Source organism: Nocardioides maradonensis, assembly GCF_054777115.1.
The window spans coordinates 288545-304029 of record NZ_BAAHAZ010000002.1; the positions used below are offsets into that span (position 1 = coordinate 288545).

Consider the following 15485-nt stretch of genomic DNA (forward strand, 5'->3'; position numbering starts at 1 on the left):
GACGTAGGAGGGTCAGCGTCGGGGTGGGCGGGGGAGGAACATCGGGGTGCGGGCGGCGTACTCCGCCCAGCCTGGACGCCCCTCCATGCGGCGATCGGTGAGCCGGGCGCCGGAGACGACGGTGAGGAACCACGTCATCACGACGGGCCCGGGCAGCGTGGCGAGGGCGACCCAGGGCCCGGAGGCCACACCGCCGACCAGCCACAGTCCCCACCAGACGCAGGCGTCGCCGAAGTAGTTCGGGTGGCGGGTCCAGGCCCACAGGCCGGTGTCGAGGACCGGTCCGCGGTCGGGGTCGGCGCGGTACGCCGCGAGCTGCGCGTCGCCCACCGCCTCGAAGACCAGGCCGGCCGCCCAGAGCATGACCCCGGGGACGACCTGCCAGGCCCACGCACCGTCCGGGGCGAGGGCCTCGCCCGCGACCACCGGGGCGGACACGATCGCCACCGCGACGGCTTGGAGGAGGAACACCTTGACCAGCACCCGCCCGAAGGGCACCTCGCGGAAGGGCCCGCCCATCATCTGCTCGTAGCGCGGGTCGTCGTGGTCGGACGTCGTCACCCGTCCCAGCAGGTGCCAGGTCAGCCTCCCGCCCCAGACCGCGACGAGGATGACGAGCAGCCAGCGCCGGGCGATCGTGCCACCCGACCCGCCGGACGCGACCTGGGCAGCGACCGCCCCCACAACGGCCGCTGCCACGAAGGCCGCTCCCCAGGCGGCGTCCACGACGGCGTACCTCTGGAGGCGGCGCGACCACGCGGCCGCGCCCACCATCACGACCGCCACCGCGAGGGCGGCAGCGAGGACGGTCACCACGACCGCGCCAGCGGGAGGTGGTGGTCGGCGCCGGGACGCACGAGCAGGATCTGGTCGACGCCCATCCGGCCGTCGCGGAAGGCGGCGCCTCCACCGACGAGGTAGAGCCGCCAGACGCGGACCATCTCCTCGCCGACGAGCTCGGTCAGCCGGTCGACATTGCTCTCGAAGCGCTCCAGCCAGCCGGCGACAGTGAGCACGTAGTGCTCACGCAGGGCGTGGACGTCGCGCAGCTCGAGGCCGGCCCGCTCGAGGAAGGCGACCGTCTCGCCGACGGGTCGCATGTGCATGTCGGGCGCGATGAAGGACTCGATGAACGGGCCGCCGCCCGGGTGCCGGCCGGTGCGCGACATCTGCTGGACGAGCACGTGCCCGCCGGGCCGGACGCGGTCGTGCAGGAGCTGGGCGTACGTCGGGTAGTTGCCCTCGCCGACGTGCTCGCCCATCTCGACCGAGGCGACGGCGTCGTACTGGCCGGTGGCGTCGCGGTAGTCGCACACCCGCACCTGGGCCAGCTCGCCGAGCCCGAGCGCGTCGATGCGCTCCTTCACGAACCGCTGCTGCTCGGCGGCGATGGTGACGCCGGTGACCCGGATGCCCTTCTTCGCCGCGTGCAGGGTCAGCGAGCCCCAGCCGCAGCCGACGTCGAGCAGCGTGTCGCCCGGCTGCAGACCGAGCTTGGCGATGATCAGGTCGAGCTTGGCCTGCTGGGCCTCGGCCAGCGGCGTGCCGGGGGTGGCGTGGTAGCCCGAGGAGTAGGCCATCGACTCGTCCAGGATCAGCGCGTAGAACTCGTTGGAGAGGTCGTAGTGGTGGCTGATCGAGGCCCGGTCGCGGGCCCGCGAGTGCAGCCGGCCCCGGATCTTTGCCTGCGTCGCCGGAGCGGCCGGCGGGCGCCCGAGCAGCTCGGCCTCCCGCGCCACCCGCAGCGCCCGCAGCAGCGCCCGCACCCGAGGACGTACGCCGGGAGCGGCCTCTCGCCCCGCACCCATCAGAAGCCCCAGGGTGGTGTCCAGGTCGCCCGGCAGGTCCGCGTCTCCGCTGACGTACGCCTGCGCGGCACCGAGCTCGCCCGGGCTCCACAGCAGCCGGCGCAGTGCCTGCGGGCTGCGCAGCTCGACGAGCGGAGCGTCGGTGGGCCCGGCCTCGGAGCCGTCCCAGGCGCGCAGCCGGACGGGGAGCTCCTCGACGAGCGGGCTCACCACGTGTGCGAGCCGAGGGGCGAGGTCGGTGGTCATGCGGACTCCCGGGTGAACAGCAGCTGGTGGACGTCGATGTAGCCGGCGGCGAAGCCGGCGCGGCAGTACTCCAGGTAGTAGTGCCACATCCGGCGGAAGTCGCCGTCGAACCCGAGCTCCGCCACCCGGTCGGCCTGCGCGGTGAACGCCTCGTCCCAGCGGCGCAGCGTCTCCGCGTAGTGCGTCCCGAGCGCGGTGCGGCCGGTGAGCCGCAGCGTCGTGTCCGCGCGGGTGGTGCGGTCGAGCGCCGCGACCGAGGGCAGGAAGCCACCGGGGAAGATGTACTTGGTGATCCAGGTCGCGCCGTCGCGGGTCGCCCGCATCCGGTGGTCGGCCATCGTGATGGCCTGGATCGCGACCCGGCCGCCCGGGGCGAGGACCCGGTCGATCGTCGAGAAGTACGTCGACCAGTACCGCCAGCCGACGGCCTCTATCATCTCGACCGACACGACCGCGTCGTACTGACCGGAGACGGCGCGGTAGTCGCACAGGTCGACCTCCACCGAGCCGGAAAAGCCGGCGTCCGCGACCCGCGAGCGCGCCAGCTCGGCCTGCTCCTCGGACAGCGTGATCGACCGGACGACTGCTCCGCGCGAGGCGGCGCGGATCGCGAGCGCGCCCCAGCCGGTGCCGATCTCGAGCACCCGGGTGCCGGCACCGACGCCGGCCAGGTCGAGCAGCGCGTCGATCTTGCGCAGCTGGGCCCGCTCCAGGTCGTCGCCCTCCTCGAACCAGGCGCTGGAGTAGGTCATCGTCGGGTCGAGGAAGGTCGCGAAGAGGTCGTTCGAGAGGTCGTAGTGGTGGGCGATGTTGCGCTGCGTGTCCTCCTCGCGACCGTGGTCGTGGCGGCCGATCCGCGGGATCACGACGGCGCGTGCCGCGTGGAGCGGCCGGGGCACCAGGTGCTCCAGGCGAGCGGCCAGAACGGTGAGGAAGCCCGCCAGGTCGGGAGCGTCCCAGGCGCCGGTCAGGTACGCCTCGCCGAACCCGATGTTGGCGTCCCGGCCGAGCCGGGCGAAGAGCTCGTCGGGGCGGCGTACGTGCATCTCGGGACCGCCGCGGCCGAGGACCCGCACGCCCGACTCCTCGTGCAGCCGGACCGTCACGGGCAGCCGGTCGACCGCCGCCACGAAGAGGGCCCGGGCGATCGCCGCGCTGACGGCGGTGCGGGGGCCCGGCGGGGGCGCGGGCAGGTCGCGCCACAGCGGCACGGTCCGGGTCTGGGTGACGGTCATCGGACACCTTCCTGGTGGTGGGAGGGGCGGGGCTGCACGGGAAGACGCCGCAGCCAGAGGGCGATCCCGTGCGCGCGGATGAGCAGGCTGTCGCGGATCCCGGCCATGGCGGCGCGCACGAAGGTGGAGCCGGTGGCCGGCTCCCGCGTGCCGTTCAGCGTGGCGGTGAAGGTGGCGCCGTCATCGGTGCGGAGCACCACGGAGATGCGCAGCCGGTCGCCGGGCTCGGGTGCGGAGACGCGGTAGGAGCCGTCGACGCCGTGGAAGGGCGAGACGTACATCTGCTTGCCGACGGTGGTGCTGCCGGGCTCGAGCAGGTACGCGTGCCGGTCGCCGTAGGTGTTGTGCACCTCGACGACGGTCGCGAGCGGGCTGCCGTCGGGTGCCGTGCACCAGAACACGCTGATCGGGTTGAAGCAGTGGCCGAGGGCTCGGGGCTGGGCGGCCATCCTGACGCGTGCGCCGGTCAGGTCGATGTCGTGGCTGCGCAGGAAGCGGGCGAGGTTCTCCCGGATCGAGAGGTGCGGGTCGCCGAGGTGGTCGCGCGCCTCGAAGGTGCCGAGGACGCCGTACGACGGCGGCTCGGCGCCCTCGTCCAGGTCGACCACCCACATCCACGACCTCAGCCGGAAGGCACGCGGCCAGGGGCGGCGGCGTACGTGCTCGACGGTGGTGCGGTAGAGCTGCGGGGCGGGTTCGCGGGCCGGCCCGGTCGTCCCCCAGGGATGGCCGAGCCGACCCGCTGCCGCGACGCCCGAGCGTGCGCCGTCCTCGTGGAAGCCCCAGCCGTGGTACGCGCCCGCGAACGCGATCCGATCGGTGTCGAGCTCGGGCAGTCGGCGCTGCGCCGCCACGCTCTCGGGGGTGTAGAGCGGGTGCTCGTAGGACATCACGTCGATGACGTGCTCGGGGTCGATCAGTCCCTCGCCACCGAGGGTGACGAGGTAGCGCGCTTCGGTGGGCAGCCGCTGCAGCCGGGTGAGGTCGTAGGTGATGGTGACCGGGCCCGCGCCCTCGCGGCGGCGCCGGAAGTTCCAGGAGGCGCGCAGCCGGTCGGCGTCCGGGAGCAGGGAGATGTCGGTGTGCAGCACTGCGGTGTTCGGCGAGTAGGTGATCGCGCCGAGCACCTCCTTGTGCGCCGGCGTCGCGTCGTCGAGCAGCGCTAGGGCCTGGTGCGGGTGCGTCGCGATGACGACCTGGTCGTAGGTCTCGCGGACTCCGTCCACGGTGACCTCGACGGCGCTGCCGGTGTCGAGGACGCCGGTGACCGCGGCGCCGAGCCGGACGTGTCCGCCGCGCTGCTCGAGGGCGGCGGCCACGCGGTCGACGTACACCTTCGAGCCGCCGGTCACCGTGCGCCAGGTCGGGCTGCCGGTGACCGACAGCATGCCGTGGTGGGCGAGGAAAGCGAACAGGTAGCGGGCCGGGTAGGCGCCCGCCAGCTCCGGGTCGCAGGACCACACGGCCGCCACGAGCGGCTCCATGAAGTGCCGGACGAAGTACGCCGAGAAGCCGCCCTGCTCGAGGAAGTCGGCCAGTGGCGTGAGGTCCTCGCCGCTCGTCTCGAGGAGGGCGCGCGCGGCGCGGTGGAAGCGCGGGATCTCGCGCAGCATGCGCAGGTGTGCGCCGAGGTGGCGCGCACCGCCGGCCGGCACCAGGCCACCGAGCCCGCGCGCGCCGGCCCAGGTCACCCCGCTGGCCTCGTCGGCCATCGACATCGACATCTCCGACTCCTGGGTCGGGACGCCGAGCTCGGCGAACAGCCGCAGCAGCGTCGGGTACGTGCGCCCGTTGTGCACGATGAAGCCGGTGTCGATGCCGAGCTCGCGGCCGGTGGGGTCGGTGACGCGGTGGGTGTCGGCGTGCCCGCCGAGCCGGCCGGCCGCCTCGAACAGGGTCACCTGCGCGTCGTACGAGCAGACGTACGCCGCCGTCAGGCCGGCCACGCCCGACCCGATCACGGCCACCCGGCGAGGGTGCGTCGGTTGCATCATGACCGGTGTTCGGAGCCGCTGTGCTCAGCGGATGGGTCCCATCCGGAACACGTCCCGGCACCGAACAGGTGCCATGAGGAACCGCCTGGCCACCGCCGCCCTCGGACCCGCCGCAGGAGGCCTCGGCCTCGCCGCCGGACACCTGCTCGCCGCGTTCACCACGCCCGCCGCGTCGCCCGTCCTGGCCGTCGGATCGGTCGTCATCGACCACACCCCGACCCCGGTCAAGGAGTGGGCGATCAGCCACTTCGGCACCCACGACAAGACGATCCTCACCGGCTCGGTGCTCGTCGTGGTGCTGCTGGTGAGCTGCGTGGTCGGGCCGCTGGCCCGGCGGCGTACGGCGTTCGGGGTGGGTGCCTTCGTGCTCCTCTCCGCCGTGGCGGCGGTGTGCGCGCTGACCCGGCCGATCGCGACGGCGAGCGACGTGCTGCCGAGCGTGGCGGCCGCGGTGGTCGCGTCCCTCGCGCTGCTGGGGTTGCTCCGGCTGGAGCACCCCTCCGGCGCGGAGGCGGGCTCGCGACGTGCCGTGCTGATCGGCCTCGGCGTGGTCGCGGTCGGCGCCACCGGCATCGGCGAGCTCGGCCGCAAGGTGATCAGCCACCGCGCCCGACCGGAGAACATCACGCTCCCGCCGCCGGTGGACGCGGCGCGACCGCTCGCCGCCGGACTGGACCGGACCGTCCCCGGGATCACGCCGTTCGTGACGCCGAACGGCCGGTTCTACCGGGTCGACACCCGCCTCGACGTCCCCGTCGTCGACAGCTCCTCGTGGAGCCTCACCGTGGACGGGATGGTCGACCACCCGTTCAGCATCGGCTTCGACGAGCTGCTCGCGATGCCGCTGGTCGAGCGCGACATCACCCTCACCTGCGTGAGCAACAGCGTCGGCGGCCCGTACGTCGGCGGCGCGCGCTGGCTCGGCGTACGACTCGCCGACCTGCTGGACCGGGCCGGCGTGCAGGCTGGCGCCGACCAGATCCTCAGCACCGACGTGGGCGGGATGACCATCAGCACCCCGCTTGCCCTGGCGACCGACGGCCGCGACGCGATCGTGGCGGTCGGCATGAACGGCGTACCCCTGCCGCGGGAGCACGGCTTCCCCGCCCGGATGGTGATCCCCGGCCTCTACGGCTTCATCAGCGCCACCAAGTGGGTCACCCGGCTCACCCTCACGACGTACGCCGGGCACGCGGCGTACTGGACGCAGCGGGGGTGGGCCACCGACGCGCCGATCAGGATCTCCAGCCGGATCGACACCCCGCGCGCGCTGCAGCAGCTGAAGGCCGGCGACGTCGTGATCGGCGGGGTCGCGTGGGCGCAGGAGTCCGGCGGCGTCGCCAAGGTCGAGGTCAGCATCGACGGGGGCGCGTGGACCGAGGCGCAGCTCGGACCCTCCGGCGGCAACGACTACTGGCGCCAGTGGTTCCACCGGTGGTCCGCGACGCCCGGCACCCACCTGCTCAGCTGCCGGGTCACCGACGGCGCCGGCACCGTCCAGTCCGCCGTCCGCGCGACCCCGTTCCCGTCGGGCTCCAGCGGCATCCAGTCCATCTCGGTGTCGGTCTCGTGACGACTCCGACCCATCCGATCCCCGACTCGCTCCGAACCACTTTCACCAGGACCCACCACGGGTCTGACTCTTCGGAAGGCATGACCATGACCAGCACCCTTCGCCGTACCGGCGCTGTCGCAGCCCTCGCCCTCGCCCTGACCGGCGGTCTGTCCGCATGCGGCAGCAACAACGACAACGCGGCCGACACGACCACCACGACGGCGGCCTCGACCGGCATGGCCTCCGACGCCGGCGCGCAGACCTTCGGCCCGGCCTGCTCGGCCATCCCGACCTCCGGCGCGGGCTCCTTCGACGGCATGGTCAACGACCCCGTCGCGACCGCCGCCAGCAACAACCCGCTGCTCAAGACCCTCGTCGCCGCCGTCACCAAGGCGGGCCTCGTGGACACCCTCAACGGTGCCTCGGGCCTCACCGTCTTCGCGCCGACCGACGACGCGTTCGCGAAGATCCCGGCCAAGCAGCTCAAGGCCGTCCTCGCCAACAAGAAGGTGCTCACCGAGATCCTGACCCACCACGTCATCGCCGGCCAGCTCGACCCGAGCCAGGTCGTCGGCACCCAGACCACCCTCAACAAGGACAAGGTCACCGTGGCGGGCAGCACCGACGGCATGACCGTCGACGGTGCGCACGTCCTGTGCGGCAACATCCCCACCGCCAACGCCACGGTCTACGTGATCGACCAGGTCCTCCTCCCCAAGATGTGACCTGAGGGAAGAATCAGTCCCATGGACCAGCCACACCCCGAACCGGGCGGCACCTCCTCGCCGGAGGCGCCGCCCGGTGCGGGCATCCCCGACCTGGCCGACCTGCTGCGCCGCTCGGCGCGCGGTGACCAGGCCGCGTTCGCCGAGCTGTACGACGCCACGTCCGCCCGGGTCTACGGGCTCGTGCGCCGTGTCGTCCGCGACCCGCACCAGGCCGAGGAGGTCGCCCAGGAGGCGTTCCTCGAGGTGTGGCGCACGTCGGCCCGGTACGACGCCGCGAAGGGCAGCCCGCAGGCCTGGATCCTGACGATCGCCCACCGGCGCGCGGTGGACCGGGTGCGGTCCGCCGAGGCCGCGGGCCGCCGGGACGAGGCCTACGAGCGGCGCAACCAGGAGGTCGAGCACGACTCGACCGCCGAGGCGGCGCACGCCTCGCTGGAGGCGCGCCGGGTGCGCAGCGCGCTCGCGACGCTCACCCCGGTGCAGCGGGAGGCGGTGTCGCTGGCCTACCTCGGCGGCTACACGCACACCGAGGTCGCCGGCCTGCTCGACCTGCCGCTCGGGACGGCGAAGACCCGGATCAGGGACGGCCTGATCCGGTTGAGAGACACTCTGGGAGTGGGGGTGAACCGATGAGCAGCGACATCCACGCACTCTCCGGTGCCTACGCCGTCGACGCCCTCGACGACGCCGAACGAGCCGACTTCGAGCGGCACCTCGCGGACTGCGAGGCCTGCCGCCAGGAGGTCGCGGACCTGCAGGCCGCCGCGGTCGAGATCGCCGCGACCACCGAGCAGACGCCGCCGCCGAGCCTGCGCGCGAGCGTGCTGGCCGGCATCGCCGACGTACGTCCGCTGCCGCCGGTGCCCGCGGAGCCCGCTCCCGACAACGTCCGTCCGCTGCGACGCCGGCTGTGGCAGCAGGTCGGCCTGGCCGCCGCGGCGGCCGCGATCGTCGCCGGCGGCACCACCGTCGTGCTGCACCCGTGGGACCGCTCGTCGGTCGCCCCGCCCAGCGCCCAGGACCAGGTCATCCACGCTGCCGACGTGCAGAGGTACGCCGGCGAGGTGGCCGGCGGTGGCAGCGTCACCGTCTACCGCTCGGTCGCGCTCAACAGCGCGGTGGTGGTGGCGCGGGGCATGACCCAGGCGCCGGCCGGTCACGTCTACGAGCTGTGGTTGCTGGCCCCCTCGGGCACGATGAAGCCGGCCGGGCTGTTCGAGGACGGGGCCGACCTCACCTACGTGGTCACGGGCAACGCAGGGCCGGCCAAGGCGCTCGGCATCACGGTCGAGAAGGCGGGCGGCAGCAGCGCCCCCACGACCAAGCCGATCGCCCTGGTGAGCATGAACACCGCATGACCTCAGCCCCGGCGTCCGGCGACGAGTCACAACAGGCTCACAGGTCCGTCGGACGCCGGGCACAGCGCGCGCCGCCATCGTCGGGGGCATGACCGCACTCCTCGATCCTCCGGTGGCGCCGTCGGCGCCCACGTCCCCGCGTCGCCGACGGCCGCACCCCGAGCAGGCGGGCCTCGCCGCGCTGCTGCTCACCACCGCGGTGACCTACCTGTGGTCGCTCTCGGCGTCGGGCTGGGCCAACTCCTTCTACTCCGCGGCCGTCCAGGCCGGCTCGGTGAGCTGGAAGGCCTTCTTCTTCGGCTCGCTCGACTCCGGCAACGCGATCACCGTCGACAAGCCGCCCGCGTCGCTGTGGGTGATGGACCTGTCGGTGCGCGTGTTCGGGTTGAGCTCGTGGAGCATCCTCGTGCCCGAGGCCCTGATGGGCGTCGCGACGGTCTGGCTCACCTACCTGACCGTACGCCGGGTGGCCGGCGCCCGCGCCGCCCTCATCGCGGGCGCGGCGACCGCACTCACGCCCTCGGCGTCGCTGATGTTCCGGTTCAACAACCCGGACGCGCTGCTGCTCCTGCTGCTCGTCGCGGCGGGCTACGCGACGCTGCGGTCCGCGGAGGTCGCGCGGGGTCGCTGGCTGGCGCTGGCCGGGGTGCTGGTGGGCTTCGCCTTCCTGACCAAGATGCTGCAGGCGTTCCTGGTGCTACCGGCCTTCGTGCTGGTGTACCTGGTCGCGGCGCCGACCTCGCTGGGACGCCGGGTCCGGCACCTGCTGGTGGCGTTCGGCGCCCTGATCGCCAGTGCGGGCTGGTGGATCTGCGTCGTGGAGCTGTGGCCGGCCGCGGACCGGCCCTACATCGACGGCTCCGCGAACAACAACATCCTCGAGCTGGTGCTGGGCTACAACGGGCTCGGTCGCCTCACCGGATCGGAGACCGGGGGGCTGGGCAACGCGGGCTTCTCGTCGGACGCGGGGATCCTGCGGCTGTTCGGTGGTGTCTCCGGCGGCATGATCTCGTGGCTGCTGCCGGCCGCGCTGGTGGTGCTCGTCGGCGGCCTGGTCGCGCTGCGTCGCGCGCCCCGCACCGATCGGCTTCGCGCCGCTCTGCTCCTCACCGGTGTCTCGATGCTGGTCACGGGCCTGACCTTCTCGTTCATGGCCGGGATCTACCACGACTACTACACGGTGGCGCTGGTTCCGTGGATCGCGATGACCGCTGTGATCGGCTCGGCGGTGCTGTGGCGCTCGCGCTCGGAGTCGTGGGCGCGGGTGGTGCTCGCCGTCGCTGTGGCGGGGAGCGCTGCCTGGGCGTTCGTGCTGCTCGGCCAGGCCGGTCGGAGCCCGTACGACGTCCTGCGCTGGCCGGTGATCATGCTCGGCTTCGGCGTCGCGGCGCTGCTGCTCGTGGTGGATCGGCTGGACCGGCGGACCGTGGTGGGGCTGGTGCTGGCGGCGGTGCTGACCACGTCGATCGGGCCGGCGGCGTACACGCTGGACACGGTGGGCACCGCACACACCGGTTCGATCGTGACCGCGGGTCCGGTGTCGGGGATGGGCGGCGGGCCGCGGATGGGCGGCGGGCCGCGGATGGCCGGCGGGATGGCCGGCGGGATGGCCGGCGGGATGTTCGGTGGGGAGAGCGTGAGCAGCGAGCTCACGGCCGCGCTGCAGCAGGACGCGGCGTCGTACACCTGGGTGGCGGCGACGGTCCGGTCCAGCAGCGCAGCGAGCTACCAGCTCGCGAGCGGCGAGCCGGTCATGGCGATCGGCGGTTTCAACGGAACCGCGTCGAGCCCGACCCTCGCCCAGTTCCAGCAGGAGGTCGCCGCGGGCAGGATCCACTACTTCATCGCGAGCGGGAGCCCCGGTGGGATGGGCGGTCCCGGTGCGTCGGGCGACTCGGTCGCCGAGCAGATCACGGCATGGGTCGCGTCGAGCTTCACCGCCACCACGATCGGCGGCACGACGGTCTACGACCTGACGTCGACCTCCTCCACCTCGACCGGGATGGGCCAGAACGCGTGAGTGCCGTCGAGCTGGTGATCCCGGTCCACAACGAGGAGCGAGCGCTGGAGCCGTCGGTACGTCGCCTCGTCGACTACCTCGGCTCGGCCGGCGTCGACGCGACCGTGACGATCGCCGACAACGCGAGCAGCGACGGCACCTGGGAGATCGCGGCGCGGCTGGAGCGGCAGGTGCCCGGCGTACGGGCGTTGCGCCTGGACCGCAAGGGGCGCGGCCTGGCGCTGCGGGAGGCGTGGAGCCGGTCGCGGGCCGAGGTGGTCGGCTACATGGACGTCGACCTCTCCACCGACCTGCGCGCCCTCCCACCGCTGCTGGCGCCGCTGCTGTCGGGGCACTCCGACCTCGCGATCGGTACCCGCCTGGCGCGGGGGAGCCGGGTGGTGCGTGGCCCGAAGCGCGAGCTGATCTCGCGCGGCTACAACCTGCTGCTGCAGGGCGTGCTGTCGGCGGGGTTCTCCGATGCGCAGTGCGGGTTCAAGGCGATCCGGCGCGACGTCGCCGAGCGGCTCCTGCCGCTCGTCGAGGACGACGGGTGGTTCTTCGACACCGAGCTGCTCGTGCTCGCCGAGGACGCGGGCCTGCGGATCCACGAGGTGCCGGTCGACTGGGTCGACGACCCGGACTCCCGCGTCGACATCGGTACGACGATCCGCGACGACCTGCTCGGCGTCGCCCGGCTCGCCCGCGGCCTGGTCGGCGGGCGGATCGATCTCGAGGGGGTGCGGCGTACCGAACCGGGGAAGGAGCTGGCCACCCAGGCGGCGCGGTTCGCGACGGTCGGGGTGCTGAGCACCGCGGCGTACCTGCTGCTCTACCTGGTCGGCCGGATCTCGGTCGGCGCCCAGCTCGCGAACCTCGTCGCGCTCCTCGTCACCGCCATCGGCAACACCGCCGTCAACCGCCGCCTCACCTTCGGGATCCGCTCGCGGGCCGGGCTCGTGCGCCACCACGTGGCGGGGCTGATCGCGTTCGGGGTCGGGCTGCTGCTCACCTCGGGCGCGCTGGGGGTGCTTCACCTGGACGACCCGTCCCCCTCGCGCCTCTCCGAGCTCGTGGTGCTCGTGGCCGCGAACGGGCTGGCCACGATGCTCCGCTTCGTCACGTTGCGGCGGGTGATGCGGTAGGGGGCTTGTCCTCGGGGTCGGTCGGGGGCGGCTGCACCGTAGCCGCCCGGCACCCCCCATCAAGGCTGCTCGCTGCGCCCGCGCCGCAGCTGCGCGGCCGCCCTCCTCGTCGTTGGTTGAGTAGCTGCGAGCGCCAGCGAGCGGCGTATCGAAACCAACCCACAGCCACCCCTCCGAAATGTGACCAGTTCTCCACACAACTCACAGGCTTATCCACTTGTCTCGCACACCTGTACGACTAAAATGGGGACATGATCTCGGGCGATCACCACCTCGACCACAGCGGCATCCTCGCCAGCCTGGTCGACAATGCCCGCACCCAACGACAGGCCGCAGTCGAGGAGATCGAGCTCGTCCTGGCCTGGGCAGACCTCCACACCGAACAACCCATCGAACGGCCCGGTGGGGATCGGCTCATCCAGCTCGGCGCCGACGGCACCCCACCGGTCAGCGAGCTGTGCTGGGCCGAGCTCGCCATCGCCCGCAAGGCCGGCGTGATCGCCACCCGCAACCTCGCCGCCGACGCCCTCGACCTGCGCCACCGCCTGCCCCTGCTGTTCGAGCAGGTCGGTGCGCTGCGGATCGAAGTGTGGGTGGCCCGCAAGATCGCCGCCATGACCCGGCCGTTGTCGCTCGATGCCGCTGCTCTGGTCGACGTGGCGGTCGCAGCCGCGTGGCAGCTCCCTGCTGGGAAGCTGCTCCAGGTCGCCGAAGCGAAGGTCATCGAGGCCGACCTCGACGCCCACCGCGCTAGGATCGCCGCCGACGAACAGCGGGTCGGGGTCTGGCGGTCCCGTCCCCGTGCCGGCGACCGCCTCGGTGGAGAAGCCGGTGCCTGCGAGCCCGCCACCGGACGTCTTGCCGCGCAGCTCCCTCTCGCCGACCTGGTCGAGATCGACACCTTCCTCGACGACCTCGCCGACAAGCTCGCCCAGAACCTCGACCCCCACACCGAGCAGCCCACCCGCGACCAGCTCCGGGCCCAAGCATTGGCGCTGATGGCCGACCCCGCCGCCGTACTCCGCCTCCTCGGCGGACCGGACGCACCGTCACTGCCCGACAAGCCCCGGCGTGAGGCGGTCCTCTACTTCCACGTCACCGCAGCCACCCTCGCCGACGCCGGTGTGGCCCGGTGCGAGGACCTCGGCCCCCTCCTGCTCGAGCAAGTGAAGGACCTGGTCGGGCACCGCAACGTGAAGCTGCAGCCCGTGCTGGACCTCAACGCGATCCAGACGAGCCACGCCTACGAACACCCCACCCGCATGCGGACCCGCGGCATCCTGCGTACCGGCGGCGACGCGTTCCCCCACTCGGTCAGCAGCACCCGCCGCCTGGATCACGACCACGTGACCCCGTACGACCCCGGCGGCCCACCCGGCCAGACCACCGACCGCAACCACGCCCCGTTGACCCGCCTCCACCACCGGATCAAGACCCACGACCCCGGATGGCAGGTCGAGCAGATCGGCCTCGGCGCCTACCGGTGGACCACACCCCACGGCCTCTGCCGCGTCGTCACCCCTAGAGGCACCCGCGACGTCGAACCCATCCAGGCCGACGACGGCACCACCATCGGCGAGCTCTACTGGGACTGATCCATCGCCTCGGCGACGGCGGCTGACCCCGCGTCACCCTCGGCCCGCAGCCCCGCGACCACCCCGGCCCGGTCGGCGGCCGAGCGGTTCTGGCTGAGCTTGGCCTTGCCATCGACGCCGGTGACGGTGATCTCGAGGCCGACGATGCCGCGCAGCTGGCCCTCGACGTACGCCTCAGGCGCATCGGAGACCGCCCACGGCTCGGCACGACCGCTCTCGTGCACCGAGGTCAGCGCTGTCACGGCCGACAGCAACCACGCAGGGTCCTGGTGCACGACGGCGGTGCCGGTGAGGTGCACGGCCGTGTAGTTCCAGGTCGGTACGACGCGGCCGTGCTCGGCCTTGGCGGCGTACCAGGACGGCGAGACGTAGGCGTCGGGCCCGGGGCAGATCACCAGGGCAGGCGTGTCGTCGGTGATCGCGCGCCAGTGGTCGTTCGCCTTCGCCATGTGCGCGATGACGCGGTCGCCCTCCCAGACGACCGGCAGCAGCGTCGCGAGAGGTACGCCGTCGGGGCCGGTCGTCACCAGCCACGCGGCCGGGGTGGCGGCCACCATCGCCCGGATCTCCTCGAGGTCGGCGACGCGGTTGAACGGGGGCACGTACACGATCAGGTGTCCTCTCGGGGGGTGTCGACGTCGATCCCGGTGGCGAGGTCACCGCACTCGACGAGCTGAACGCCGTGCGCCTTGAGGTAGGCGCTCGCCCCCGTGTCGCCGGTCAGGGTGCCGAGCAGGGGCACGAGGTGCGCGGAACCGATGAGGACCGGGTGACCGGGGCGCCCGTCGTACGACGCCCGCACCAGCGAGTCCGCTCCCACACCCCCGTCGAGCACCCGCGCCACGACCGAGGCGCCCACGTCCGGCAGGTCCACGAGCATCACCACCACCGCGGCGGCGCCCCGCGCGACGGCGAGGTCCAGCGCCGCCGCCAGCGACTCGCTCTGCCCGGACGTGCGCAGCGGCAGCAGCGTCACCCGCTCGTCCAGCGCCGGCACGTCCCCACCGACCGGCACCGTCGCCACGACCGCGTCGCAGCCCCCGTCCAGCAGCACCGAGCAGGTCCGCTCCAGCCAGGTCACGCCACCAGGCGTCCGCACGAACGCCTTGGGACCGCCGTAGCGACGGCCCGCCCCCGCAGCCAGCACCACCCCGAGCAGCGGGTCCATCAGCCGTGGGCCAGCGACAGCTTGACGGCGAACCCGAGGAACACCGTCGCGACCGCGGAGGTGCCACCTGCGGCGAGCCCGCGGCGCCGACGGAAGGTCTCCGCCAGCCGCACCCCACCGAAGATCAACGTGGACAGGTAGAGCGCGCTCGCGATCTCGGCGAGGACGCCGAGGAAGAGGAACGACAGCGCCGGGTGGGCGTACGCCGGGTCCACGAACTGCACGAAGAACGCGATGAAGAACAGGATCGCCTTCGGGTTGAGCAGGCTGATCACGAGCGCGCGTCGGTAGGGCCGCTCCAGCTCCTCGACCGGAACGCCGCGGGTCGCGGCGAGCACCTCGTCGCGGCGCATCCGCCACGTGCGGATCGCTGCGCGCATCATGGTGAACGCCAGCCACCCGAGGTAGCCCGCACCGACGAACTTCACGACGTCGAACGCCACCGGGTTGGCCTCGAGCAGCGACGCCACCCCGGCCGCCGAGAGCGTCATCAGCACGGCATCGCCGGTGAACACCCCGCACGCCGCCGTGTACGCCGCCCGCCGGCCGCGCCGGGCCGCGACCGACAGCACGTAGAGCGAGTTCGGGCCGGGCAGCAGGATGATCACGATCAGACCGGCCAGGTACGTCGACAGGTCGGTGATGCCCAGCATC

The 15485-nt window shown here is 72.9% G+C and carries 14 protein-coding genes; 7 read left to right on the forward strand and 7 right to left on the reverse strand.

Annotated features, from left to right (window positions below):
- Positions 1-12: 12 nt before the first annotated feature.
- From ACYVAQ_RS03065 to ACYVAQ_RS03080, 4 genes are read right to left on the reverse strand one after another with little or no spacing between them, the layout of a single operon-like run.
- Positions 13-816, reverse strand: a complete 804-nt coding sequence (locus ACYVAQ_RS03065) for a DUF1295 domain-containing protein (RefSeq protein WP_460786978.1) — start codon at positions 814-816, stop codon at positions 13-15.
- Positions 810-2054 carry a class I SAM-dependent methyltransferase gene (locus tag ACYVAQ_RS03070; RefSeq protein ID WP_460786979.1) on the reverse strand — a complete coding sequence of 415 codons (1245 nt, stop codon included), beginning with the start codon at positions 2052-2054 and terminating at the stop codon, positions 810-812. The genes ACYVAQ_RS03065 and ACYVAQ_RS03070 overlap by 7 nt, the downstream gene beginning before the upstream one ends.
- Positions 2051-3289, reverse strand: coding sequence for a class I SAM-dependent methyltransferase (locus tag ACYVAQ_RS03075; RefSeq protein WP_460786980.1), 1239 nt, complete (start codon positions 3287-3289; stop codon positions 2051-2053). Before ACYVAQ_RS03075 ends, ACYVAQ_RS03070 begins: the two co-directional genes overlap by 4 nt.
- Positions 3286-5256, reverse strand: a complete 1971-nt coding sequence (locus tag ACYVAQ_RS03080) for a DUF1365 family protein (RefSeq protein WP_460786981.1) — start codon at positions 5254-5256, stop codon at positions 3286-3288. The genes ACYVAQ_RS03075 and ACYVAQ_RS03080 overlap by 4 nt, the downstream gene beginning before the upstream one ends.
- Before the next feature lie 100 nt (positions 5257-5356).
- Here ACYVAQ_RS03080 and ACYVAQ_RS03085 point away from each other — a divergent pair, with 100 nt between their 5' ends.
- The 7 genes from ACYVAQ_RS03085 (at position 5357) to ACYVAQ_RS03115 (ending at position 13663) form a co-directional block, all read left to right on the forward strand.
- A complete protein-coding gene (locus ACYVAQ_RS03085; RefSeq protein WP_460786982.1) occupies positions 5357-6856 on the forward strand; it encodes a molybdopterin-dependent oxidoreductase in 1500 nt (499 codons plus the stop codon).
- Between the two features lie 86 nt (positions 6857-6942).
- The gene (locus tag ACYVAQ_RS03090) at positions 6943-7563 is read left to right on the forward strand and encodes a fasciclin domain-containing protein (RefSeq protein WP_460786983.1); all 621 of its coding nucleotides are present in this window, start codon (positions 6943-6945) and stop codon (positions 7561-7563) included.
- Between the two features lie 21 nt (positions 7564-7584).
- On the forward strand, positions 7585-8199 hold the full coding sequence (sigK, locus tag ACYVAQ_RS03095; protein ID WP_460786984.1) for an ECF RNA polymerase sigma factor SigK: 615 nt from the start codon (positions 7585-7587) through the stop codon (positions 8197-8199).
- Positions 8196-8924, forward strand: coding sequence for an anti-sigma factor (locus ACYVAQ_RS03100; RefSeq protein WP_460786985.1), 729 nt, complete (start codon positions 8196-8198; stop codon positions 8922-8924). The genes sigK and ACYVAQ_RS03100 overlap by 4 nt, the downstream gene beginning before the upstream one ends.
- Before the next feature lie 88 nt (positions 8925-9012).
- Positions 9013-10944, forward strand: coding sequence for an ArnT family glycosyltransferase (locus ACYVAQ_RS03105; protein WP_460786986.1), 1932 nt, complete (start codon positions 9013-9015; stop codon positions 10942-10944).
- Complete coding sequence (locus ACYVAQ_RS03110; protein ID WP_460786987.1) at positions 10941-12068, forward strand: bifunctional glycosyltransferase family 2/GtrA family protein; 1128 nt, start codon at positions 10941-10943, stop codon at positions 12066-12068. Before ACYVAQ_RS03105 ends, ACYVAQ_RS03110 begins: the two co-directional genes overlap by 4 nt.
- Positions 12069-12319: 251 nt before the next feature.
- Positions 12320-13663 carry a hypothetical protein gene (locus ACYVAQ_RS03115; RefSeq protein ID WP_460786988.1) on the forward strand — a complete coding sequence of 448 codons (1344 nt, stop codon included), beginning with the start codon at positions 12320-12322 and terminating at the stop codon, positions 13661-13663.
- Here ACYVAQ_RS03115 and ACYVAQ_RS03120 read toward each other — a convergent pair.
- The 3 genes from ACYVAQ_RS03120 to leuE are packed head-to-tail and all read right to left on the reverse strand — an operon-like array spanning position 13651 to position 15484.
- Positions 13651-14271: an FMN-binding negative transcriptional regulator gene (locus tag ACYVAQ_RS03120; RefSeq protein WP_460786989.1), complete on the reverse strand. Its 621-nt coding sequence runs from the start codon at positions 14269-14271 to the stop codon at positions 13651-13653. The two genes, ACYVAQ_RS03115 and ACYVAQ_RS03120, sit on opposite strands and share 13 nt — an antisense overlap.
- A gap of 2 nt (positions 14272-14273) precedes the next feature.
- Positions 14274-14831, reverse strand: coding sequence for a nucleotidyltransferase family protein (locus ACYVAQ_RS03125; protein ID WP_460786990.1), 558 nt, complete (start codon positions 14829-14831; stop codon positions 14274-14276).
- Positions 14831-15484, reverse strand: a complete 654-nt coding sequence (gene leuE, locus ACYVAQ_RS03130; protein ID WP_460786991.1) for a leucine efflux protein LeuE — start codon at positions 15482-15484, stop codon at positions 14831-14833. The genes ACYVAQ_RS03125 and leuE overlap by 1 nt, the downstream gene beginning before the upstream one ends.
- Position 15485: the final 1 nt, after the last annotated feature.

Bases quoted from the DNA above. Each gene is read 5' to 3' on its own strand.
- leuE (WP_460786991.1), bottom strand. From the start codon at position 15,484: ATGCTGGGCATCACCGACCTGTCGACGTACCTGGCCGGTCTGATCGTG.
- sigK (WP_460786984.1), top strand. From the start codon at position 7,585: ATGGACCAGCCACACCCCGAACCGGGCGGCACCTCCTCGCCGGAGGCG.
- ACYVAQ_RS03105 (WP_460786986.1), top strand. From the start codon at position 9,013: ATGACCGCACTCCTCGATCCTCCGGTGGCGCCGTCGGCGCCCACGTCC.
- ACYVAQ_RS03100 (WP_460786985.1), top strand. From the start codon at position 8,196: ATGAGCAGCGACATCCACGCACTCTCCGGTGCCTACGCCGTCGACGCC.
- ACYVAQ_RS03090 (WP_460786983.1), top strand. From the start codon at position 6,943: ATGACCAGCACCCTTCGCCGTACCGGCGCTGTCGCAGCCCTCGCCCTC.
- ACYVAQ_RS03070 (WP_460786979.1), bottom strand. From the start codon at position 2,054: ATGACCACCGACCTCGCCCCTCGGCTCGCACACGTGGTGAGCCCGCTC.
- ACYVAQ_RS03115 (WP_460786988.1), top strand. From the start codon at position 12,320: ATGATCTCGGGCGATCACCACCTCGACCACAGCGGCATCCTCGCCAGC.
- ACYVAQ_RS03075 (WP_460786980.1), bottom strand. From the start codon at position 3,289: ATGACCGTCACCCAGACCCGGACCGTGCCGCTGTGGCGCGACCTGCCC.
- ACYVAQ_RS03125 (WP_460786990.1), bottom strand. From the start codon at position 14,831: ATGGACCCGCTGCTCGGGGTGGTGCTGGCTGCGGGGGCGGGCCGTCGC.
- ACYVAQ_RS03085 (WP_460786982.1), top strand. From the start codon at position 5,357: ATGAGGAACCGCCTGGCCACCGCCGCCCTCGGACCCGCCGCAGGAGGC.